Annotated in this window: 20 protein-coding genes; 7 read left to right on the top strand and 13 right to left on the bottom strand. The window is 73.1% G+C overall.

From position 1 onward, the window contains the following. Nucleotides 1–154: 154 nt before the first annotated feature. The 6 genes from IRY44_RS16710 to IRY44_RS16685 form a co-directional block, all read right to left on the bottom strand. Complete coding sequence (locus IRY44_RS16710) at nucleotides 155–2,425, bottom strand: cellulose binding domain-containing protein (protein WP_194801280.1); 2,271 nt, start codon at nucleotides 2,423–2,425, stop codon at nucleotides 155–157. Nucleotides 2,426–2,738: 313 nt separating this feature from the next. Next, nucleotides 2,739–3,761, bottom strand: coding sequence for a sulfite exporter TauE/SafE family protein (locus IRY44_RS16705; protein WP_194801279.1), 1,023 nt, complete (start codon nucleotides 3,759–3,761; stop codon nucleotides 2,739–2,741). 111 nt (nucleotides 3,762–3,872) lie between these two features. After that, nucleotides 3,873–4,343 carry an Rrf2 family transcriptional regulator gene (locus IRY44_RS16700; protein WP_135241228.1) on the bottom strand — a complete coding sequence of 157 codons (471 nt, stop codon included), beginning with the start codon at nucleotides 4,341–4,343 and terminating at the stop codon, nucleotides 3,873–3,875. Nucleotides 4,344–4,429: 86 nt separating this feature from the next. Then, nucleotides 4,430–5,308, bottom strand: coding sequence for an acyl-CoA thioesterase II (locus IRY44_RS16695; protein ID WP_194801278.1), 879 nt, complete (start codon nucleotides 5,306–5,308; stop codon nucleotides 4,430–4,432). Continuing rightward, nucleotides 5,305–6,753: a pyruvate kinase gene (gene pyk / locus IRY44_RS16690; RefSeq protein WP_194801277.1), complete on the bottom strand. Its 1,449-nt coding sequence runs from the start codon at nucleotides 6,751–6,753 to the stop codon at nucleotides 5,305–5,307. Before pyk ends, IRY44_RS16695 begins: the two co-directional genes overlap by 4 nt. 279 nt (nucleotides 6,754–7,032) lie before the next feature. Next, nucleotides 7,033–7,398 (bottom strand): YciI family protein, encoded by a 366-nt coding sequence (locus IRY44_RS16685; RefSeq protein WP_013287532.1) that lies wholly within the window; start codon nucleotides 7,396–7,398, stop codon nucleotides 7,033–7,035. A 164-nt stretch (nucleotides 7,399–7,562) separates the two neighbouring features. Here IRY44_RS16685 and IRY44_RS16680 point away from each other — a divergent pair, with 164 nt between their 5' ends. Both IRY44_RS16680 and IRY44_RS31295 read left to right on the top strand, forming a co-directional pair. Continuing rightward, nucleotides 7,563–8,429 (top strand): aldo/keto reductase, encoded by an 867-nt coding sequence (locus tag IRY44_RS16680; protein WP_194801276.1) that lies wholly within the window; start codon nucleotides 7,563–7,565, stop codon nucleotides 8,427–8,429. A 78-nt stretch (nucleotides 8,430–8,507) separates the two neighbouring features. Next, nucleotides 8,508–10,100, top strand: a complete 1,593-nt coding sequence (locus IRY44_RS31295; protein ID WP_194801275.1) for a GMC family oxidoreductase N-terminal domain-containing protein — start codon at nucleotides 8,508–8,510, stop codon at nucleotides 10,098–10,100. A 57-nt stretch (nucleotides 10,101–10,157) separates the two neighbouring features. On the opposite strand, the gene IRY44_RS16670 is transcribed toward IRY44_RS31295, so the two are convergent. The 4 genes from IRY44_RS16670 to IRY44_RS16655 all read right to left on the bottom strand — a co-directional run bounded on the left by IRY44_RS16670 (nucleotide 10,158) and on the right by IRY44_RS16655 (nucleotide 14,743). Next, the gene (locus IRY44_RS16670) at nucleotides 10,158–10,961 is read right to left on the bottom strand and encodes an alpha/beta fold hydrolase (protein ID WP_194801274.1); all 804 of its coding nucleotides are present in this window, start codon (nucleotides 10,959–10,961) and stop codon (nucleotides 10,158–10,160) included. Nucleotides 10,962–11,128: 167 nt separating this feature from the next. Beyond that, entirely contained in the window at nucleotides 11,129–11,392 is a 264-nt protein-coding gene (locus IRY44_RS16665) for a DUF6244 family protein (protein ID WP_073830945.1), read from the bottom strand. 58 nt (nucleotides 11,393–11,450) lie between these two features. Further along, on the bottom strand, nucleotides 11,451–12,230 hold the full coding sequence (locus IRY44_RS16660) for a hypothetical protein (RefSeq protein WP_194801273.1): 780 nt from the start codon (nucleotides 12,228–12,230) through the stop codon (nucleotides 11,451–11,453). After that, a complete protein-coding gene (locus IRY44_RS16655) occupies nucleotides 12,227–14,743 on the bottom strand; it encodes an FtsK/SpoIIIE domain-containing protein (protein ID WP_194801272.1) in 2,517 nt (838 codons plus the stop codon). Before IRY44_RS16655 ends, IRY44_RS16660 begins: the two co-directional genes overlap by 4 nt. Nucleotides 14,744–14,926: 183 nt before the next feature. On the opposite strand from IRY44_RS16655, the gene IRY44_RS16650 reads away from it, so the two are divergent. The 3 genes from IRY44_RS16650 to IRY44_RS16640 all read left to right on the top strand — a co-directional run bounded on the left by IRY44_RS16650 (nucleotide 14,927) and on the right by IRY44_RS16640 (nucleotide 17,661). Beyond that, entirely contained in the window at nucleotides 14,927–16,339 is a 1,413-nt protein-coding gene (locus IRY44_RS16650; RefSeq protein WP_194801271.1) for an alkaline phosphatase PhoX, read from the top strand. 156 nt (nucleotides 16,340–16,495) lie between these two features. Continuing rightward, on the top strand, nucleotides 16,496–17,083 hold the full coding sequence (locus IRY44_RS16645; RefSeq protein WP_194801270.1) for a Panacea domain-containing protein: 588 nt from the start codon (nucleotides 16,496–16,498) through the stop codon (nucleotides 17,081–17,083). Further along, nucleotides 17,080–17,661, top strand: coding sequence for a Fic family protein (locus IRY44_RS16640; protein WP_194801269.1), 582 nt, complete (start codon nucleotides 17,080–17,082; stop codon nucleotides 17,659–17,661). Before IRY44_RS16645 ends, IRY44_RS16640 begins: the two co-directional genes overlap by 4 nt. 207 nt (nucleotides 17,662–17,868) lie before the next feature. On the opposite strand, the gene IRY44_RS16635 is transcribed toward IRY44_RS16640, so the two are convergent. Both IRY44_RS16635 and IRY44_RS16630 read right to left on the bottom strand, forming a co-directional pair. Then, nucleotides 17,869–18,075: a DUF397 domain-containing protein gene (locus tag IRY44_RS16635; RefSeq protein ID WP_194801268.1), complete on the bottom strand. Its 207-nt coding sequence runs from the start codon at nucleotides 18,073–18,075 to the stop codon at nucleotides 17,869–17,871. Continuing rightward, nucleotides 18,066–18,833: a DUF5753 domain-containing protein gene (locus IRY44_RS16630; protein ID WP_194801267.1), complete on the bottom strand. Its 768-nt coding sequence runs from the start codon at nucleotides 18,831–18,833 to the stop codon at nucleotides 18,066–18,068. Before IRY44_RS16630 ends, IRY44_RS16635 begins: the two co-directional genes overlap by 10 nt. A 182-nt stretch (nucleotides 18,834–19,015) precedes the next feature. Here IRY44_RS16630 and IRY44_RS16625 point away from each other — a divergent pair, with 182 nt between their 5' ends. Both IRY44_RS16625 and IRY44_RS30725 read left to right on the top strand, forming a co-directional pair. Continuing rightward, on the top strand, nucleotides 19,016–19,351 hold the full coding sequence (locus IRY44_RS16625; protein ID WP_228532192.1) for a hypothetical protein: 336 nt from the start codon (nucleotides 19,016–19,018) through the stop codon (nucleotides 19,349–19,351). A 26-nt stretch (nucleotides 19,352–19,377) separates the two neighbouring features. Continuing rightward, a complete protein-coding gene (locus IRY44_RS30725; RefSeq protein WP_228532290.1) occupies nucleotides 19,378–19,632 on the top strand; it encodes a hypothetical protein in 255 nt (84 codons plus the stop codon). Between the two features lie 37 nt (nucleotides 19,633–19,669). Here IRY44_RS30725 and IRY44_RS16620 read toward each other — a convergent pair whose 3' ends face one another. Next, the gene (locus IRY44_RS16620; RefSeq protein WP_194801266.1) at nucleotides 19,670–20,251 is read right to left on the bottom strand and encodes a TetR/AcrR family transcriptional regulator; all 582 of its coding nucleotides are present in this window, start codon (nucleotides 20,249–20,251) and stop codon (nucleotides 19,670–19,672) included. Nucleotides 20,252–20,474: the final 223 nt, after the last annotated feature.

The following is a 20,474-nucleotide window of genomic DNA, read 5'->3' as shown; positions in this document are numbered from 1 at the left end:
TAGCCACGTCACCGCAGCGTCGCGCGGGACGCATAACTTTGTCCCCGGTGGTGGTACGGCATTCCCGGTCGGGACGGGTCGGGAATGCTGCGGTGTGGTGCACCGGGTCGCCGGCGGAGCGGATTCCGCGGCCGGCGACCCGGTGCCTGCCGTTTCAGCGCAGGTAGATGTTCGGCGCGGGCGGGGTGCTCATGCCGTCGCCCAGGTAGAAGCCCGGGTGCGGCGGCTGGTTGTAGGCGGTGTTCTGCCAGGCCACAGCCACCCGGTACTGCGGGTCGTGCATCAGCGTCGGCAGACGCAGACCGGTGGTCGACGGCGTGCTGTAGATCCGGAGCGCGGTGCTGTCGGAGGTGCGCCAGACGACCTCCTCCCGCCAGTCACCGAGCAGGTCCGCGGAGAGCGCCGGGGTGGACTTGGTGCCGTTGTTGGAGGCGACGCCGCTGCCGGTGAGCAGCCGGGTCTCGCCGCCGGTGCCGTACTTGTCGATCTTCGTGGCGTCGAGCAGTTCCCGGACCGGGTCGCCGTCCCACCAGATCAGGAAGTTCGCCGACGACGGCTTGCGCCCGACGTTCTGCCCCCGGGTGTTGAGCAGTCCGTCGACCGCCGACGACCAGGACTCGGCACCCGGGCTGCCCGCCCACACGTCACCGGAGACGCCGCGGCCGTTGTCGCCGTTCGGCGCGGTCTGCCAGATGATCTGCCCGGTACGCGCGTCGGCCATCCAGGAGCTGGGCTTGCTGGCGTCCTCGTCGACCTTGAACACCTCCAGACCGGAGCGGGACGGGTCGAGGTCACCGACGTGCAGGGCGTCGCCGTGGCCGTTGCCGGTGGAGTACAGCAGCCGGCCGTTGTCGTCGATGGTGGCGGCGCCGTACACGATCTCCTGGCGGCTGTCGTTGTCGACGTCGGCCACGGAGAGCTGGTGGTTGCCCTGGCCGGCGGCGGCGCCGTTGCCGGAGGCGTTCGAGTCGAACGTCCAGCGCTTGCGCAGCGTGCCGTCGCGGAAGTCCCAGGCCGCGACGACGGCCCTGGTGTAGTAGCCGCGCGCCATGATCAACGACGGTCGCTGCCCGTCCAGGTACGCGGTGCCGGCGAGGAACCTGTCGACCCGGTTGCCGTACGAGTCGCCCCAGGAGGAGACGGTGCCGCGCGGCGGGTCGTAGTCGACAGTGGACAGCGCCGCGCCGTTGCGGCCGTCGAACATGGTCAGGTATTCCGGGCCGGCTAGCACGTAGCCGCTGGAGTTGCGGTGGTCGGCCGAGCCGTTGCCGATCACCTGGCCGGTGCCGGAGCGGGTGCCGTCGGCGGTCTTCATGGCCACCTCGGCGTCCCCGTCGCCGTCGTAGTCGTACACCTGGAACTGGGTGTAGTGGGCGCCGGCGCGGATGTTGCGACCCAGGTCAACGCGCCACAGCCGGGTGCCGGCGAGCGTGTACGCGTCGACGTAGACGTTGCCGGTGTAGCCGGACTGCGAGTTGTCCTTGGCGTTCGACGGGTCCCACTTGAGCACGAACTCGTAGCGGCCGTCGCCGTCGAGGTCACCGACGCTCGCGTCGTTCGCCGAGTAGCTGTACCCCTCCCCCGACGGGGTGGTGCCGCCGGGCGGCGGCTGGATCGGCACGTCCAGGTAACCGTTGGCGAACTGGAGCGCCGGCGCGGACGCCGCCTGCTCGGCGCCGTTCACCACGGCCCGCACGGTGTACGCCGAGCCGGCCGCCGCGCCGCTGTCCAGGTACGTGGTGGCGCCGGTGATCGGGCTGCCGTTGACCTTGGTACCGCCCCGGTACAGGTTGAACGAAACCCCGGTGGTCTCGGTGCCGAGCAGCCGCCAGGAGACCAGGTTCCCGCTGCCGGAGCGGACGCTGATCAGCCCTCGGTCGAGGTCCTCCATCTGCTTCGCGCCGGCCGGCGGCGTGGTGGGCGGGGGTGTGGTCGGCGGCGGGGTCGTGGGCGGAGGTGTGGTGGACGGTGGCGGGGTCGTCGGCGGCGCGCTGGTGGACGGCGCGCCGGTGCAGGCGGTGCCGTTGAGCGTGAAGGCGGCCGGAACCGGGTTCGACGCGTCGTTCCACGAGCCGTTGAAGCCGAAGTTCGCGGTGCCGCCGGTGCCGATGGCCGCGTTGTAGCCGGCGTCGCGGGCGCTCACCTGCGCGCCGGACTGGCTGACCGTCGCGTTCCACGCCTGGACGACCTGCTGGCCGGCGGCGAAGCTCCAGCCGACGGTCCAGCCGTTGACCGGGTCGCCGAGGTTGGTGACTGTCACGTCGGCGCCGAAGCCGCCGCTCCACTGGTTGGTGATCCGGTAGTCGACCCGGCAGGCGACGGCCGCCGCGGCAGCAGTCATCGTGGTGAGCGCGCCGGCCGACAGGGTGACCGCCGAAGCCGCGGCGAGCAGCGCGATCCGGCGGCGAGGGGTGGTGGGGTGCACGGGGAACGCCTTTCGCGGAGGTCAGGCACGCGACGAGCGCCGGCCTGCCCGGACCGGCGGATACGTGCCCTGACGCGACGGGCGACGTCAACGCATCGACGTCGGTGATTCGGCTCCGCGCTTCGTCAGCCTAGGTCGCCACTGGACGCACCACAAGCGCGGCGGAGCGGTCGGGCGGCGCGAAGGAATGGCCCGACAGCCGATATACCTCAGAGTCATAAATATGACCGAGAGGCATACCGGTCAGCGGGACATCTTCTCTCCCGGGCGACGGCACGGCCAGGCGAGGCGCGCGGTTCAGGCCGCGGGCGGCTCAGCCCTCGACGGCGGCGGCGAGCTTCCGCGATTCGGCGGCCTCGGCGGTGGCCGCCGGCTCCGGGACCTGCCCCGACTGCGCGTCCTCCGCCGCCGACGCGGAGGCCGGCGCGGCCTCGGCCGGCGGCGCGGCGGCCAGGGCCGCGTCGACAGTGGCGCGGGCCCGGCGGGTACGGCGCAGGGCGCGCACCGCCAGCCCGACGGCGACCAGCCAGGCGGTGCCGAGCAGCACGTACACCACCACCGGCACCGAGCCGCCCACGCCGCCGGCGCTCAGCAGCGTGCGGGCATTCGTCAGCACGATCACGCCGCCGATCACGGCGCCGAGCAGCTGAGCGGGGACGATGCGGACCAGCCAGGCCGCGATCGGCGCGGCGATCAGGCCGCCGACCAGGAGGGCGGCCACTGTGGGCAGCAGGAAGCCCTCGGAGCCCAGGCCGATGAGGAAGCCGATGCTGGCCGCGCCGGCCACCACGAACTCGGAGGTGTCCACCGAGCCGATGACCTTGCGGGGTTCCATCCGACCGGAGACCAGCAGGGCCGGGGTGGCGACCGGGCCCCAGCCACCGCCGCCGGTGGCGTCGACGAAGCCGGCGACCAGGCCGAGCGGGGCGAGGAAGCGGCTACGGAGCCGGCCGGCGGCGCGGTTGGCGCGCAGCGGCCGGGAGAACCGCACCAGCAGGTACGCGCCGAGCGTGAACAGGATGGCTGCCATCCACGGCGCCGCCGCCTCGGTGGAGATGGAGCTGAGGAACGTCGCCCCGGCGAACGCGCCGATCGCGCCGGGCAACGCGATGCGGCCGACCACCTTCCAGTCGACGTTGCCGAATCGCCAGTGCGAGACGCCCGCGGCGAGCGTGGTGCCGATCTCGGCCAGGTGCACCGAGGCGGATGCCGCGGCCGGTGCCACGCCGGCGAACAGGAGAAGCGTGGAGGAGGTCAGCCCGTACGCCATGCCGAGCGCGCCGTCGACGAGTTGCGCGGCGAGCCCGACGAGGGCGAGGACCAGCAGCTTGCGCACGAGCGCCCCCTGACTTTTCGGTATCTCCTATCAACTTGGTCGACAATGCGGCACGAGGGCACCCCGGGTCAAGTCCCCCATCCGGTTGGTAGGAGACGCCGGACGGTGTGGTCAGCTCCAGGCGCGCGGGTCGGCGGCCAGTTCGTTGACCCGGCCGGGCAGCGCGCCGGCGGCCACGTCGGCGATGGTGACCAGCTCCAGGATCTCCCGCTCGCTGGCCCGCAGCGCGATCCAGACGTCCTGCAACGCGCGGGCCGCGCCCTGGTAGCCGAGCTGTTCCGGGCGCTGCCCGCGCACGTGCGCGAGTGGACCGTCGATGACGCGGATCACCTCGGCCAGGGAGATCTCGCCGGCCGGCCGGGCCAGCCAGTAGCCGCCCTCGGGGCCACGCTGGGCGTGCACGATGCCGCCCCGGCGCAGTTGCAGCAGGATGCTCTCGAGGAACTTCGGCGGGATGTCCTGCGCGCGGGCAATCTGCTCGGCGGTCACCGGGCGGCTCCGTCCGGTGCTTCCCCCGTCCGCGACCGAGGCCAGCTCAGCGGCCGCGCGGAGGGCATAGTCGACCCGGGCGGAAAGACGCATACGGCCAGGTTAGTCCGCTGCGGTGCGGACCTGCCGCCCGACCCGCGCCGGGACGATCACCGGCCGGGCGATCACCGCCCGGGCGGTCAGTCGCCGACGCGCCGCAGCAGCCCCTCCTGGACGGCGCTGGCGATGTGCCGGCCGTCGGTGGTGAACATCCGGCCCGTGGCCAGGCCGCGGGCGCCGGACGCGGACGGGCTCCAGCAGTCGTACAGGAACCACTCGTCGGCGCGGAACGACCTGTGGAACCAGAGCGCGTGGTCGAGGCTCGCGCCGACCACACCGCCCGGGCCCCACACCTCGCCGTGCACCGACAGCACCGAGTCCAGCAGCGTCAGGTCGGAGGCGTACGTGAGGGCGCACGCGTGCAGCAGCGGATCGTCCGGCAGCTTGCCGTCCAGGCGCATCCACACCCGCTGGTGCGGTTCGGCCGGGCGGTCGCCGGGGCGGACCCAGCCGGGCTCGCCGACGTAGCGCACGTCGATCGGGCGCGGGATCATCCCCCAGATGCCCAGGCGCTCCGGGTAGCGGGACAGCCGGTCGGCCATCGTCGGCACGTCGTCCGGGCCGGGTACGTCCGGCGGGAGCGGGGCGTGGTGGTCCAGCCCCTCCTCCTGGCGCTGGAACGACGCCGACATGAAGAAGATCGGCTTGTCGTGCTGCAACGCCACCGAGCGGCGTACCGAGAAGGAGCGGCCGTCGCGGACGTTCTCCACCTGGTACTCGATCGGCTCGGCCGGGTCGCCGGGGCGCACGAAGTAGCCGTGCAGGGAGTGCACGGCCCGCTCCGCGTCGACGGTGCGGCCGGCCGCGACCAGGGCCTGGCCGGCGACCTGCCCGCCGTAGACCCGCTGCGGGCCCACCGGCGGGCTCATCCCCCGGAAGGTCATCTCCCCGGTACGGGCGAGGTCGAGCACCTCCAGCAGCTGGTCGACCGCCGCCTGCCCGGTGGCCACACCACTCATTGGAGGGCTCGCGCCGAAGCGGCGTCGACCAGCGAACCGAGCTGGTGCACGCGCAGCGTGTTGGTGGAGCCGGGGGTGCCGGGCGGGCTGCCCGCCACGATGACCACGTAGTCGCCCGGGTTGGCCCGGTTGAGGCCGAGCAGCGCCTGGTCGACCTGGCGGAACATGTCGTCGGTGTGCTGGACGAACGGCATCAGGAACGTCTCCACGCCCCAGGACAGCGCGAGCTGGTTGCGCACCTCCGGCACCGGCGTGAACGCCAGCAGCGGCAGGTCGCAGTGCAGCCGGGCCAGCCGCTTGACGGTGTCACCGGTCTGCGAGAACGCGACCATGGCCTTGGCGCCGATGGCCCGGGCGATCGACGAGGCGGCGACGGTGAGCGCGCCGCCGTGCGTACGCGGATCGTGCTGCAACCGGGGGACGGCGATCGAGCCGGCCTCGGTGGTGGTGATGATCTTCGCCATGGTGCTGACGGTGAGCACCGGGTACTTGCCGACGCTGGTCTCGCCGGAGAGCATCACCGCGTCCGCGCCGTCGAGCACCGCGTTCGCCACGTCGGAGGCCTCCGCGCGGGTCGGGCGGGAGTTCTCGATCATCGAGTCGAGCATCTGGGTGGCCACGATGACCGGCTTGGCGTTCTCCCGGCACAGCTGCACGGCGCGCTTCTGCACCAGCGGCACCTGGTCCAGCGGCAGTTCGACGCCGAGGTCGCCGCGGGCGACCATGACCCCGTCGAAGGAGAGCACGATCGCCTCCAGGTGGTCGACCGCCTCCGGCTTCTCGACCTTGGCCAGGACCGGGCGCCGTACGCCCTCCTCGTCCATGATCGAGTGGACGAGCTTGATGTCCTCCGGCGAGCGGACGAAGGAGAGCGCGACCAGGTCGACACCGAGGCCGAGGGCGAAGCGCAGGTCCTCGGCGTCCTTGTCGGACAGGGCCGGGACGCTCACCGCGACGTTCGGCAGCGAGACGCCCTTGTTGTTGGAGACCGGGCCGCCCTCGGTGACCAGGCACCGGATGTCGTTGCCGGTGACGTCGCTGACCTCGACCGCGACCCGGCCGTCGTCGATCAGCAGCCGGTCGCCCGGCTTCACCTCCTGCGGCAGCTTGCGGTAGGTGCAGGAGACCCGCTCCTTGGTGCCCTCCACCTCGTCGCCGGTGATCACCACGGAGTCGCCGGTGCGCCACTCGTGCGGGCCGTCGACGAACCGGCCGAGACGGATCTTGGGGCCCTGGAGGTCGGCGAGCACGGCGACCGGTCGGCCGGCCGCCTCGGCCGCCTCGCGGACCAGCCGGTAGACCGATTCGTGGTCGGCGTGACTGCCGTGGCTGAAGTTGAGCCTCGCCACGTTCATGCCCGCCTCTACGAGGCCGCGGATACGCTCCGGGGACGCGGTTGCGGGGCCGAGAGTGCAGACGATCTTCGCGCGGCGTGTCACGCCCATCAGGCTAGTCTCTCCTCCGGATCGGCCTCCCGGCCGACCCCTTGCGGACTGCGGAACATTTGTCCAACGACGCGCGTCAACCGCGTGGGCGGGCGGTAGGCGTACCGCACCGGAACGTCGTGTGGCGGGCATCGGCGACCGCGCGGTGAGAAATCGTACCGCTCCCCGTCACGGACCGGCCGGGGGCACTGTGGGGCCGCCGCGCTCGGCCGGCCGGGCGTGGGCGGGCACCGGGTACGCGGCAGCGACCGGTGCCGTCGGAGGGGCGGGCGTCGCGCCTCAGCTCTCCGTCTTGACCAGCGGGAACTCCAGTGAGCCGGCCGGGCAGAGGAAGGTGAGCACCTCGACCCGGTAGAGCCCGGCCTGCACCGCCGGGTCGGCCTCCATGACGCTGCGGACGTCGTCCACCGAACCGGTCCGGGCCAGGCCGAAACCGATCGGCGGGTCGGGTTCCCGGGCCGGGCCGTCGACCGACCCGTCCACGAGCACGATGCCGCGCCGTTGCAGCGCCCGCATGTGCTGGAGGTGCTCGGCCTGCAGCCGCTGCACGGTCTCGTCCGGCAGGGCCCGTCCCGAGGGCCCGGGGTAGAGCACGATGCACTCGTACGTGTCCAGCGCGAAGTCGAGCCGTGGCGTCGCGGCCATGCGCACCTCCTGAGCACCGTCCCACCCAGCCTCCCACGGCGGCCCGGTGCGCCGGGGCCGCTCGCCGCAACTACCAGTGCTTCGCCGTCACGATTCGGGGAATGTCCAGTGGTCGGGGCGCAACACCGCCCTGCGAGGCACGAACGAGCACAGGAGGACCGCGAATGGCCACCAGCACCCAGCCCGCCAAGGCGTCGGGCAGCTACCGGATCGGTGGCGACCTGCCGGTCGACCGCCTCGGCTACGGGGCGATGCAGCTCACCGGCCCCGGCGTCTGGGGCGACCCGAAGGATCCGGCCGAGGCGGTACGGGTGCTGCGCCGCGCGTACGAGCTGGGCGTCACGTTCGTCGACACCGCCGACTCGTACGGGCCGTTCGTCAGCGAGCTGCTGATCCGCGAGGCGCTGCACCCGTACGCCGACGACCTGGTCATCGCGACGAAGGCCGGGCTGACCCGCTCCGGCCCGGACGACTGGCGGCCGGTGGGCCGCCCGGAGTACCTGCGCCAGCAGTGCGAGCTGAGCCTGCGCCACCTGGGACTGGACTGCATCCCGCTCTACCAGCTGCACCGCATCGACGCGAAGGTGCCGCTGGCCGACCAGCTCGGGGAGCTGGCGCTGCTGCGCCAGGAGGGCAAGATCCGGCACATCGGGCTGTCCCAGGTCAGCGTCGAGGAGATCGAGGCGGCCCGGGCGATCGCGCCGATCGTGTCCGTGCAGAACCTCTACAACCTGGCCGACCGCAGCGCGGAGGACGTGCTGGAGCACTGCGAGCGCCACGACCTGGCGTTCATCCCGTGGTTCCCGATCGCCACCGGCAACCTGGCCCGGCCCGGCGGACCGCTGGACGCGATCTCGACCGCGCACGGCGCCAGCCCGGCGCAGCTCGCGCTGGCCTGGCTGCTGCGCCGGTCGCCGGTGATGCTGCCGATCCCGGGTACGTCGTCGGTGGCGCACCTGGAGGAGAACGTGGCGGCGGCCGAGGTGGAGCTGACCGACGACGAGTTCGAGGCGCTGGCGAAGGCCGCCTGACCCGGACGCGCCCGGCCCTTTCGCGGAATGTGATCGAGCAACTACTGTCAGAGGGATTCTCGCGAGTGGGGGTCCGCTGTGGAGGAGTTCGACTACGTCATCGTGGGGGCCGGCGCGGCGGGGTGCGTGCTGGCGAACCGCCTCACCGAGGATCCGGGGACGCGGGTGCTGCTGCTGGAGGCGGGCGGCTGGGACCGCAGCCCGTACGTGCGGGTGCCGAAGGCGTTCTCCCGGCTGATGGACGACCAGCGCACCGCCTGGCACTACCCGGCCACCACCGGACCGGGCCGCCAGGAGATCTGGCAGCGCGGGCGGATGATCGGCGGTTCGACGTCGGTGAACGGCATGATCTGGAGCCGCGGCGCGGCCCGCGACTGGGACGCCCTAGCACCACTGGGCTGGGGCTGGTCGGTCATGGGCCGCGTGTTCCCGCGGCTGGAGGACCACCCGCTCGGGTCCGCGCCGCACCGGGGCACCGGCGGCCCGGTGCGGCTGTCCATCGCCACCGGCACCGACCCGCTCGCCGAGGAGATGGTGGCGACCGGCGCCGAGCTGGGCTGGCGCCGCGCCGACGACCTGGACGCCCACGACGACGAGCGGATCGGCTATCCCACCGCCACCATCCACGCCGGACGCCGGGTCAGCGCCGCCGACGCGTTCCTGCACCCGGTGCGGCGCCGGCCCAACCTGACCGTCGAGGTCGGCGCCGTCGTCCTGCGGGTGCTCGTCGAGGGCGGCCGGGCCACCGGCGTACGGGTGGCGCGCGGCGGCGGGAAGACCACGTACCGGTCGGCCGGTGAGGTGATCCTCGCCGCGGGCGCCCTCGCCACTCCGCACCTGTTGCAGGTCTCCGGCATCGGTCCGGCGGACACGCTGCGCGCGGCAGGGGTGCCGGTGCTGCTCGACCGGCCCCGGGTCGGCGCCGGGTTGCGCGAGCACCGGTCGATGGTGCTCCAGTACCGCCTCGCCGAACGCGGCGGCCACAACATGACCATCGGCAGCCCGCTCGGGCAGGCCCGGGCCACGCTGCGCTGGCTGCTCACCGGGGGCGGCCCGCTCGCCCTGCCGGTGCTGGACGTGGCGGCCCACCTCAAGTCCCGCCCCGAGCTGGACCGCCCGGACGCGCACCTGCTGATGGCGCCGTTCTCGGCCGCCCCGCCCCGGCCCGGCAAGGCCCTCGAACTGGAACGGGAACCGGGCCTGATGTGCCTGGGCACGGTGACCCGGCCGGACAGCGAGGGCAGCCTGACGATCACCGACGCGGACCCGCGTACGCCGCCGGCCATCGTGGCGAACTACCTCGCCACCGAGCACGACCGGCGGGTGGCGGTGGACCTGTTCCGCCGGATGCGGGAGTTCTTCGGCACCGGCCCGATCGCGAAGCGCATCCGGGCCGAGACGGTGCCCGGGACGGCGGCTACCACCGACACGCAGATCGTCGAGGCGGCGGTGGCACGCGGCTACTGCGGCTACCACGCGATCGGCACCTGCGCGATGGGCGACGGCGACGATCACGTGGTCGACCCGCACCTGCGGGTCCGCGGCGTGGAGGGGCTGCGGGTGGTCGACGCGTCGGTGCTGCCGGTGATGGTGGCGGGCTGGACCAGCGCCCCGGTGACCGCGCTGGCCTGGCGGGCCGCCGACGTGATCACGGACCGGGACGCGGACTGAGCGACGGCCCGGCCGGACGTGCCCGGGCCTGCCCGACGGCGGGCCCGGGCACGTGGCTCAGACCGCGAAGCAGTTCGGCTGGACCGCGGCGCCGGAGAGCACCTGGCGTACCGCCGTGTACGTGGTGCCGTCCAGCACCAGCCCGAGGTGGCCGACGACCCGCAGCGGGCACCACGCCTGCACCAGGATGTTCGTCGCGCCGTCGGCGAGCACGGCGTTGTCGACCGGCCGGACCAGTTCGTCCTGCCAGGTGCGCACCGTCGCCCACCGCACCGGGCCGGGGGTGTCGTCCCCGGCGTTGAGGTCGGCGAGGAAGCTCGACCCGATGGTCATCTGCTGGCAGGCGATCACCCCGGCGCAGCTGCCCAGCCCGAGGAAGGCGACCAGGTTGGCGACGTAGGTGCCGTACTGCGGGCTGCCCAGGCTGACGTACTGGTCGACGGTGGCCGCGCCGCCGAGGTACTTGACGTACCAGCGGCTGACCAGGCCGCCCTCGGAGTGGCCGACCAGGTCGACGCGGGCCGCACCGGTGCCGGCGCGCACCCGGTCCACGTAGGACGACAACGCGCGGGCGGACTCGCGGATGTCGCCGAGACCGAGGTTCGGCAACTGGAAGATCGAGACCCGGTAGCCGTCGGCGCGCAGCCGCGCGGCGATCGGCTCGTACGCGATGGAGATTCCACTGAGGCCGCCGACCACGATCACCGGGTCGGCGGCCGCGGCGGCGGCCCGTTGCGCGGCGGTGGCGACGGTGGCCGTGGCAGACGGGGCGGCGGGTTCGGCGGTGGCGGCCTGGGCGGCGGCCGGGACGAGCAGGACGGTGGCGGCGGTGGTGACGGCCAGGATCGTTCGGAGCAGCATGGGCTGCACCTCCGGGGGGAGGCACCCGGGCGTACCCGGGGGGACGGGTGGGATCCGATCGATCGTGGACACGATGATGCGTGTCCGATTTCACACACGTCAATGAAAAGTTACGCGGCGGTAACCCTTGTCGCGCCCTGCGCGCAAACCGGCATGCCGGACCGGGCTCAGTTGCCCAGCGCCTGGACCTTCGCGATGGTCTCCTGCACGTGCTGCCGGGCCGGTTCCCCGCCCTGTGCGGCCTGTGCCAGCGCCTGCCGGTAGGAGTCGATGGCGCCGATCAGCGGCCCCGCCGTGGCACCTTCCAGCGCGCCCGCCACCAGCGCCCGCGCCTCGGCCGCGTCCTGCGCGGCGGCGGCGGTGCGTGCCTTGGCCTCGTCCAGCTTCTGTGCCGCCGCCGCCAGCCTGGCGATGATCTCCGCCGCGCTCACACGCCCTCCCCCAGCTCACCGACCCGCGCGCAGCCTACCGCCCCACCCCGCCTCGCTGTCAGCGCAGGAGGCGGAAGAGGAGGAGGTAGAGGCAGAAGAAGGACGGGGAGACCAGCGCGCAGATCACGAAACCCAGCGGCACGTAGCGTCCGGCCGGGGGCGCGTCGCCCTCCACCGCCGGGCGGCCCCAGCGGGCGAGCACCGCCTGACCGGCCACGAAGGACATCAACGGCACGCCCGCGCAGCTCAGCGCCGCCACCAGGTCCAGCCCGGTCACCGGCAGCGACGAACCCACTATCGCGATCAGCATCAGCAGCGAGCCGACCAGCGCACAGCCCGCGTACACCACCACCGCCCGCGCCGGCGCCGACCAGGTGGGCAGCAGCACCGGCGTGCGGGCCAGCGCATCGGCCTGCTGCCCGAACACGTCGGCCTCCTCGGCGAGCCGCCCCGCCGCCGCCAGCTCCGCCGCCGGGTCGCCGGCCCGCGGCGCCGGAACACCCCCCGAGGGGTACGCCCCGACGTCCGGCCGCCCCGGCGCGTCGGCTGCGCCGCCGGTCACCCCGTCCCCCGGCCCGGGTGCGGGACCCGGCGCTCCCCCACCGGCAGCCATCGCCGGCGCCGGCGCCTCCGCCGGTACCGACGTCATCGGCACGCCGATCGCCTGCCCGAGCCGGTCCAGGTGCTGGCCCTGGGTCGCGAGCCGCTGCCCGAGCGTGTCGACGGCGGACTGGAGGCCACGGCGGCGCTCCGCCTCGGCGGCGATCTCCCGCTCCCCGCCGCGCTGCCGGGTGGACAGCTCCCGCAGCAGCGCCGCGTACTCGTCGAATCCGCTCATGACGGCTCTCCCGCGGCGGCGAAGGGCACGATCAGCGCGGTGCGGTGCTCGTGCCGGTCGACCAGCAGGGCGCGCCCCTCGCGCGGGACGTACGCCAGGTCGTGCACGCCGAGGTGCAGGCCCAGGTCGGCGGCGGGGACGTTCAGCGCGACCAGGCCGGTCACGTCGTCGCGGTGCCCGCTGCCGCCGAGGTCGTCGGCGAGCCGGCGCAGCCCGCGCCACCAGCCGAGCACGTGCGTGCCGCGCGCGGGCCCCTGGCGCAGCACGGCGCGCAGGTCGTCGTACCCGGAGCGGAACGTCGCCGGGTCGGAGGCGGCCAGCGTCGTGGCCGCGGCGTCCATGCCGAACACCACCAGGTAGGTGCGCCCGGACGCCGGGCTGTCGCCGGCGGCGGCCTCGGTGAGCTGGGTGCGCAGTGCACCGGCGTCGAGGCGTCGGACCTGGTGCCCGGCGGCGGCGAGCGTCATGGCCAGGTCGTCGGCGGCGTCCGTGGTGCCCGGCGCCAGCGGCGCGAACAGGAACCGGGCGGTGCCGGGGGCGTGCTGGCGGGCCAGGGACAGGGTGGCCGACCGGAGCACGTCCGCGCCGCCCGCGGCGGTGCCGACCACCGCGAGGTGCCGGCCCGGGCTGGCGTCGAGCGCGAACCCGGCCGGGCTGCCGGGGACGTCCACTACGCGGCCGACGAGCGCGTACGGCGGGTCGGCGCCGGGCGTCAACGCCGCCCAGGCGCTGTCGTCGGTGAGCCGGGGCGTCTCGTGTCCCCGGAAGACGGCAGGCGGGCGCGACCCGGCCGGGCGGGCCGCGTGCAGCTCGTGGCGCAGCGCGGCGAGGTCGGCCGAGGCGGCGTGCGCGTCCGGGAACCGCACCTCGGCGTCCGAGCCGGGCGCCCCCGCGCCGGTGTTCACCACCGCCGTGCCGACGGTGAGCCCGCGTGCGGCGTCGTTGCGCGGGTCCAGCACGGCGTCGCCGCCGGGTAGCGCGATCCGCAGCGGGAACTGCCCGAAGATCGCCTCGGCCCGGCCGTAGAGCGCCTCGATGCCGGTGGTGCTCTGGCTCGCCAGCACCAGGTGCAGGCCGTACGAGCGGCCCTTGCGGGCCAGTTCCTCGATCAGGTCGACGGCCTGCCGGGCCAGCGCGTCGTTGCCGGCGAACAGCACGTGGAACTCGTCGACGACTGTGACGATCCGGGGCGGCCGGGCGTTGGGCGGCAGGTCCGCCAGGCGGCTGACGCCGTGCCGCTTCAGCAGGTCGGCGCGGCGGCCCAGTTCGGCGCGCAGTTCGCGCAGCACCGCCACGCCGTACTCGCGGTCGGACTCGATGCCGACCGCGTCGGCGTGCGGCAGCCAGGACGGGTCACGGTCGGTGGGCACGAACTCGGTGAAGCTGACGCCCTCCTTGAAGTCGAGCAGCATCAGCCGCAGCTCGGCCGGGGAGTAGCGGGCGGCCAGCCCGTAGAGCACGTCGAGCAGCAGGACCGTCTTGCCCGCGCCGGTCCGCCCGCCGATCAGCCAGTGCGGGGTGGCGTCGTCGAACGCCACGCTCAGCGGACGGCGTCCGGCCCGGCCGAGCACGGTACGCAGCCCGGAGGCGGCGGACCCGGCCCAGCGCTGCGCGGGCAGCAGGTCGGTGAACGTGACGCCGTCCTGGTCGGCGGCCTCGGCGTACCGGCGGGCCAGCGCGGTGACGGTGGCGTGCGACGGGTCGCCGTCGAGCACCACCGGCGCGGCCAGCCCGCTGCCGTCGGTGCTGAACGGGCGCCCGGGCGGGTCGCCGACGAGCGTGTACCGCTCGGTGACGCGCAGCTGGGTGGTGGCGCCCAGCGGCGGCGCGGCGGACGGCCCGGCCGGTGGGTGCCCGGCCAGCAGCACGCAGACCGCAGCGGCCGGGCCGGCGTGGGTGAGCGCTGCGAGCCGGGCCAGTTCCCGGGGCGGCGGCGCGGACGCGGCGACCACCACCAGCAGCTCGCGGTCCTCCGGCGCGGACCGCTGGGCGGTACGGGCATGCCGCTCGGCCAGGTCGAGCAGGGCCGTCGTCTCCGCCTCGGTCGTCGCCGCCGGGGCGAGCACCCCGGCGTCGTGCAGCGGGCGCAGCGGAAGGAACGCCGCACCGAAGGCCGCCTGGTCGATGCCGGCCACCCGGATCGCACCGGCCGGAGCGGCGGTCAGCAGCCGTACCACCACCGCCCGCAGCAGCTCGCCGACGCGCGGGTCACGGGCGTCCGCGTCGACGGCCAGGTGCGCGCCCGCACCCACCGGCACGAGCACCGGGAACGCGCCGTCGACAGTGGACGCGGCGCCGAGGCGTACCGGAACGGGGTGGGTCGCGACGCGGGCCGTGCCGGGCACCGCGGCGGCCAGCTCACCGCCGAGGCGGGCCAGCCGCGCCACCAGCTCGGGGCTGCCCACCGGCGCCGGGCCCGCAGCGCCCAGCAGCCGCCGGGCCGCCTCCCAGTGCCGCACCGCCCGCCGATGCCGATCGACCGCCTGCCGGTACGCCGCCGCGAGTCTGCCCACCGTCCGCCCTCCGACGTTTGCGATCGAAGGGAACCCTAACGGACGCGCGCCGCACCGGCACGGGGCGCTCCGCACCGGGGATTCGTCCACTGTTCACCCGGCTACCGACGGACGCGCCGCCCGCCGTTCCCCCGGCCCCGCTTGCCTTCGGTCAGGCAATCGTGCGCACAGGAAGGCGACGACGTGACCACCTCACCTCTCCCCCGGCGGTCCCTGCTGCGCGGCGGCGTGGCCGGCGGACTCGGCATCATGGTGGCCGGCAGCCTGGAGGCGATCGCCGGCCCGGCGGCGGCCCGGCCCGCGTGCCGCCCCGCCGTCGGCTACGGCGACCTGGTGCCGGACCCGGCCGGCCTGCTGGCGCTGCCGCCGGGCTTCTCGTACACGGTCGTCGCGCAGGCGGGCGCGACGCTGCTGGAGTCCGGGCAGCCCACCCCGAGCGACGCGGACGGTACCGGCTGCTTCCGCGGCCCGCACGGCTCGGTGCTGGTCAACAACCACGAGATCGGCGGCGACGAGCCGTACCCGGTGCCGCCGCTACCCGGCCTCACCTACGACCCGGGCGCCCGGGGCGGCACCACCACCATCGAGGTGGACCGGCACGGGCGGCGGCTGCGCGAGTACGTGAGCGTGGCCGGCACGCACAACAACTGCGCCGGTGGCATCACCCCGTGGGGCACGTGGCTGACCTGCGAGGAGACCGAGCAGCGGGCCGGTGGGCGATATCTGAAGGACCACGGGTACGTCTTCGAGGTCGACCCGCACGACCGGTCCGCCAACACCGGCCCGGTGCCGCTGACGTTCCTCGGGCGGTACTCCCACGAGGCGGTCGCGGTCGACCCGTACACGCACTCGATCTACCTGACCGAGGACGCGAGCGGGCCCAACGGCCTGTACTTCCGGTGGACGCCGCCGCCCGGCTTCCGGGCCGGCAAGGGCGCGCTGCGGGCGCTCGCCCAGCGGCCCGACGGCGGGACCGCCGGCAGCCTCGCCGCGATGCGCTGCCTGCACGGCGACACGCACGTGGCCGACCTGTCCGAGGCCACCACGCCCGGCACCCGCTACCGGGTCCAGTGGGTCGAGGTGCCCGACCGCGACGCCCGCACCGTCTCCGTACGCAAGCAGTTCACCGACGCCGAGGTGACCCGCAGCCGCAAGCTGGAGGGCGCCTGGTGGGGCGACGGCGGCGCGTACTTCGTGGCCAGCTACGCCCGCCACGACGACGGCAGCGCCAACGAGCACGACGGGCAGGTGTGGTTCTACGACCCGCGCCGGCAGACGGTCACGCTGAAGACCATCTTCGGGGTGAACACCGACCCGGAGGCCGACCACGGCAACTACGACGGGCCGGACAACATCACCGTGTCGCCGTACGGCGGGGTGATCCTGGCCGAGGACGGCGAGGGCGTGTCGCACCTGGTCGGCGTCACCGAGCAGGGCACTGCGTATCCGCTGGCGCGCAACGAGCTGAACGACAGCGAGTTCACCGGGCCGACGTTCAGTGCGGACGGGAAGACGCTGTTCGCCAACATCCAGTCGCCGGGGTACGTGTTCGCGATCACCGGGCCGTGGGGGCGGCCGGGTAACGGGCACCGCTGACGGGACAGCGAGCGGTCGGCGGTTCTCGCTCGGGAGCCGCCGGCCGGGCCGTGCCGGTTTGCGGCGGACGTCCCATTCGACACAGCTCCGCGGGTCGCCTGGCCAGGCGGATCATCGGTACGCTCTGAGCAGGGTCGAAGAAGGAGGTGTCCCCCGATGGCCAACGCACACGACGTCGCCGCGGCAGTGCTCGCCGAGGTTGGTCGCGTCACGGCGATGAAGCTGGAGAAGCTCGTCTACTACTGCCAGGGGTGGCATCTGGCCCGCACCGGAGCACCGCTGTTCGCCGAGCCGATCGAGGCCTGGCGGGAAGGCCCTGTCGTTCCCCTGCTCTACCGGCAGCACCGCCAGCAGCTCTACGTGTCGGATTGGCCGCTCGGGGATGCCTCCCGGCTCACGGACGCCCAGCTCGACTGTGTCCGCTGGGTCACCCGCGAGTACGGAAAATTCTCGGCGGCCGAGTTGTCGACCATGACGCACAACGAGCTGCCGTGGCGAGCCGCTCGGGGGGCACTGCCCGAGTCCGCAAGTTCCTCCGAACCTCTCGACACCGACCTGATGCGGACCTACTACGCGAGGCAGATGGCGAGCACAGAAACGGCTGTCGCCCTGGCCACTGCGAACGCCGCGATCGAGGGCGAGGAGTTCGACGAGGAGTGGCAGGAGCGCCTTCGCGATGTGGCCTCGGGTCTGGTGAGCGCCGAGGACCTGATCGCCGACGAGATCGCCCGCCTGCGCGGATGACCGATCCGTACTGCTGGCCGGGTACGGACTGCCTGGCCAACAAGTTGGGCCTGAGGGATGCCGCCGCCCTACGCGACGCCGAGTTTCGCCTCGTCTCGGTCCGGGACGTGCAGGCCGCTCGGACCATCATCCCTGGCAACTACGGTTTGGGTCACCTCCAGGCGTTCCACCGCCATCTCTTCGGTGACCTGTACAAGTGGGCGGGTCAGACCCGTACTGTCGACATCAGCAAGCCCGGCGCCCGTTTCTGCCACTGGCGGTTCATCGACGACCAGGTGAGTACCGTCCTCACCGGACTGTCCGAGGACGGCTTCCTGCTCGGGTTGAGGCGCGAGGCGTTCGTCGAGTCGCTCGCCCACTACTACGGGGAGCTGAACGTCTGCCATCCGTTCCGGGAGGGCAACGGACGGACCCTGCGCGCCTTCCTGCGCCAGCTCGGCGCCGCGGCCGGCTACCTGCTCGACTGGTCAGAACTCGACGCGGCGGACAACATCGCCGCTTGCGTCCAGCACCTGAACACCGGCGAGACGGACCTCCTGACGGCAGCGCTCGATCCGGTCGTCCGGCGGATCAGCTGAGCCACGCTCTCAGTCATAGATCATGGCGGGACATCTCCTGCGCCGCTTGGCTTGAGCGTTCGCGCAGCATCACTCGCCGACCGCGAGGCCTCTGCTGCTCCACCTTGACGCGTAGCTTCCGCGCGCGAGCGCGGCCCTCGGCGGAGACGGCCATCCCCCGCCGGGCCAGTTCGGCATCGAGATCCTCAGCGAGCGTCGGTGCTGGTGTCATCGGTGCTCACTGACGCCGATCTCCTTGGCCAGGTCGACGAATCCCTGCCACGCCGCCGGTGCGAAGGCCAGCGTCGCGCCGGCCCGGTCCTTGGTGTCCCGGACCAGCACGACGCCCGCGAGGTTGTCGGCGACCTCCACACAAGAGCCGCCGTTGTTACCGCTCTTCGTGCTCTTGCGCCAGTGCGCAGCGGTCATGTCCATGATCCTGCCGCTTCCCTGATCAGGTCCAGTGACTGGGTTCGAGAGAGGGCCTCGCCCCTGATGCGCTCCCACCTACGGCTGAGCGTAGCAACGGCCGCAGCCTGATTAAGGAGCTGCGCGGACGCCTGGCTGTCGACGTGCGCGACATGTTCACCGGTGGGCAGTTCGGCGAGGATGAAGCCACCACCGAGCCCCGGATACATGCCGATGTCCCTCGGCACGACATGCATCTGCACACCGGGCAGGGCTGCGCAGCGGATCAGATGTTCAAGCTGCTCCCGCATCAGCTCACTGTCGCCGTAGGCCGACTGATGCAGCACGCCCTCGAAGATGACCGCGACGACCAGGGGCGGCCTGTCCCGACGGAGGATCGCCTGTCGTTCGAGCCGCGAGGCGACCAGCTCATTGATCTCCGCTGCGGTCAGCGCCTCGCCGGTCAACGTCGCACGTGCATATGCCTCGGTCTGCAACAGCCCGGGCACCCATGTGTGCTCGAACCAGCGGATCGACACGGCGTCCCGTTCCCAGTCGACCCACTCACGCAGCCACGGCGGTTCACGGCGCTTGAGGACGTCCGGCCAAAGGTCCCCGACGTCCCGGCCGAGGAGCTCCGCCACCTGGGCACGTCGCCGAGGCTGCGGAATACGTCCCGGAGAGACCCAACGGGCCGCCGTCTTCGGATCCACGCCGGTCTGAGCTGCAAGGCTCTCCGCCGTCTCACCGGCTTCGGCCATCGCCACCTTGAGCGCGTGGTTCATCCTTCCTCCCTCATGGACGTCCCGAACGTCTCGGCACCATACATCAACGCTGTGTATTGGTCCTATAGCTCTCGGCAAGCTGACCTCCAGGCGGCACAGCCGGTGCTCGGACGTCCGCCGGCCACAGGACCAGGGACGTCGGGCGAGCCGCCCGACGCAGCCCCTGGCAGGAGAGGAAACTCATGCCCGACAGCAGGCCGAGGACGGGTCGACGCGACGCAACGGCGAATGACAGCCCGCTCAACGCGGGAGACCTCCTCCGCCTCGACCGCAGGGCAAGCGTTCAGTTCTTTCGCCCGATCACCGTTCGCGTGATCCGGGAGATCGAGGATCGCCAGCCGTACGACGGCTGGGCATGGATCGAGGCGTACGAGTTGAACGCCCGAGGCACCGCAGTCGCCAAACGGGAGCTTTTCGTGTATTTGGCTGGTCTGCGCCGACTGGAATCAACAACTCGGGAGCGCATGTCCAGCAGCAGCCGCACTTACGCGGCCACGCGGCTGCGAGGGCTGGGGTGAGCACCGGCGCACGCCCGCATCTGCCCATGCGCCCGCTCTGGATCTGCAAACGCTGCGCCTATCCGTGGCCGTGCGCAGAGGCTCGACTCGCACTGCTCGCCGAGTACGCGAACGATCGTGTGGCCCTGTCGATCTACCTGTGTGGGCAGCTCTATGACGCAGCCCACGAGCTACATCGCCTCAACCCGTACGAGGCTCCCAGCCCACAAGTGTTGTTCGCTCGATTCGTCGGCTGGGCACGGCCGTGCCCGCCACTTCCTCCCGCGCAGAGCAGCCCTTGATGCGTCACGTCGACAGATGGCCGGGCGACGAGACGAATCAGTTCACACGGGCCGGCGGGCGCAGGCCGTCCAGCGCGATGGCCAGGACGCGGTCGCGCTGGGCCGGGTCCGGGAACTGATATGCGGCCAGCCCGCTGATCAGCCGGATCACGTCGTCGAAGCCGGCGTCCGGCCGGGCCGCGCCGGCCTCCTGGGCGCGGCGCAGCAGCGGCTCGCCGGTCGCGTAGATCTCGGTGCGGCAGCTGCGGAACACCTCGGAGTCGTGCACCAGCTCCTCGGCCAGCGCCCGCTTGGTGGCCACATAGGCGACGAACCGGTGCAGCCAGCCGACCAGGGCGTCCCACGGCGGCTCGTCGGCCAGGTCGGCGGCGGAGGCGCTGAGCGCGCGCACCTCCTCGACGTAGACCGCCTCGAACAGGTCCCGCCGCTGGGGGAAGTTGCGGTAGAGCGTGCCGATGCCCACGCCCGCCCGGCGGGCGATCTCCTCCAGCGACGCGCCCGCGCCGTGCTCGCCGAAGACCTCGCGGGCGGCGGCGATCAGCGCGTCGTAGTTGCGGCGGGCGTCGGCCCGTTTCGGGCGGCGGGAGAAGACCTCACCGGGCACGTCGGCGTCGGTCATGACGCGCGTCACCCCTTCCGTCTTGCAACCGGAGGCACCCCTCCGCTAGGTTAATGGAGGCACGCCTCCGGTTACTGACCGGAGCCACCCCTCCGGATAGCTTACTCCGGACTTCCGGCCGCCCTCCGGCCACGCGATCCTCGCGCCACGACACGGACCCGGGAGGTCCCACCATGCCCGCCGACCGCTGAGCGCCCGCACGACCCGGCCGCCACCGCCGCAG

The sequence above is a fragment of the Micromonospora sp. ANENR4 genome (assembly GCF_015354395.1).
GTDB classification, from domain to species: Bacteria; Actinomycetota; Actinomycetes; order Mycobacteriales; family Micromonosporaceae; genus Micromonospora; species Micromonospora aurantiaca.
Note: the sequence above shows the minus strand (reverse complement) of the source record. Positions and strands in the feature narration are given on the sequence as shown.

Excerpts from the sequence above, each read along its gene's own strand:
- IRY44_RS16640 (WP_194801269.1), top strand. The coding sequence starts at position 17,080 with ATGACCGATCCGTACTGCTGGCCGGGTACGGACTGCCTGGCCAACAAG.
- pyk (WP_194801277.1), bottom strand. The coding sequence starts at position 6,753 with ATGGGCGTGACACGCCGCGCGAAGATCGTCTGCACTCTCGGCCCCGCA.
- IRY44_RS16700 (WP_135241228.1), bottom strand. The coding sequence starts at position 4,343 with ATGCGTCTTTCCGCCCGGGTCGACTATGCCCTCCGCGCGGCCGCTGAG.
- IRY44_RS16695 (WP_194801278.1), bottom strand. The coding sequence starts at position 5,308 with ATGAGTGGTGTGGCCACCGGGCAGGCGGCGGTCGACCAGCTGCTGGAG.
- IRY44_RS16670 (WP_194801274.1), bottom strand. The coding sequence starts at position 10,961 with ATGCTGCTCCGAACGATCCTGGCCGTCACCACCGCCGCCACCGTCCTG.
- IRY44_RS16660 (WP_194801273.1), bottom strand. The coding sequence starts at position 12,230 with ATGAGCGGATTCGACGAGTACGCGGCGCTGCTGCGGGAGCTGTCCACC.
- IRY44_RS16685 (WP_013287532.1), bottom strand. The coding sequence starts at position 7,398 with ATGGCCGCGACGCCACGGCTCGACTTCGCGCTGGACACGTACGAGTGC.
- IRY44_RS16630 (WP_194801267.1), bottom strand. The coding sequence starts at position 18,833 with ATGAACCACGCGCTCAAGGTGGCGATGGCCGAAGCCGGTGAGACGGCG.
- IRY44_RS16680 (WP_194801276.1), top strand. The coding sequence starts at position 7,563 with ATGGCCACCAGCACCCAGCCCGCCAAGGCGTCGGGCAGCTACCGGATC.
- IRY44_RS30725 (WP_228532290.1), top strand. The coding sequence starts at position 19,378 with ATGCGCCCGCTCTGGATCTGCAAACGCTGCGCCTATCCGTGGCCGTGC.
- IRY44_RS16625 (WP_228532192.1), top strand. The coding sequence starts at position 19,016 with ATGCCCGACAGCAGGCCGAGGACGGGTCGACGCGACGCAACGGCGAAT.
- IRY44_RS16645 (WP_194801270.1), top strand. The coding sequence starts at position 16,496 with ATGGCCAACGCACACGACGTCGCCGCGGCAGTGCTCGCCGAGGTTGGT.
- IRY44_RS16620 (WP_194801266.1), bottom strand. The coding sequence starts at position 20,251 with ATGACCGACGCCGACGTGCCCGGTGAGGTCTTCTCCCGCCGCCCGAAA.
- IRY44_RS16635 (WP_194801268.1), bottom strand. The coding sequence starts at position 18,075 with ATGGACATGACCGCTGCGCACTGGCGCAAGAGCACGAAGAGCGGTAAC.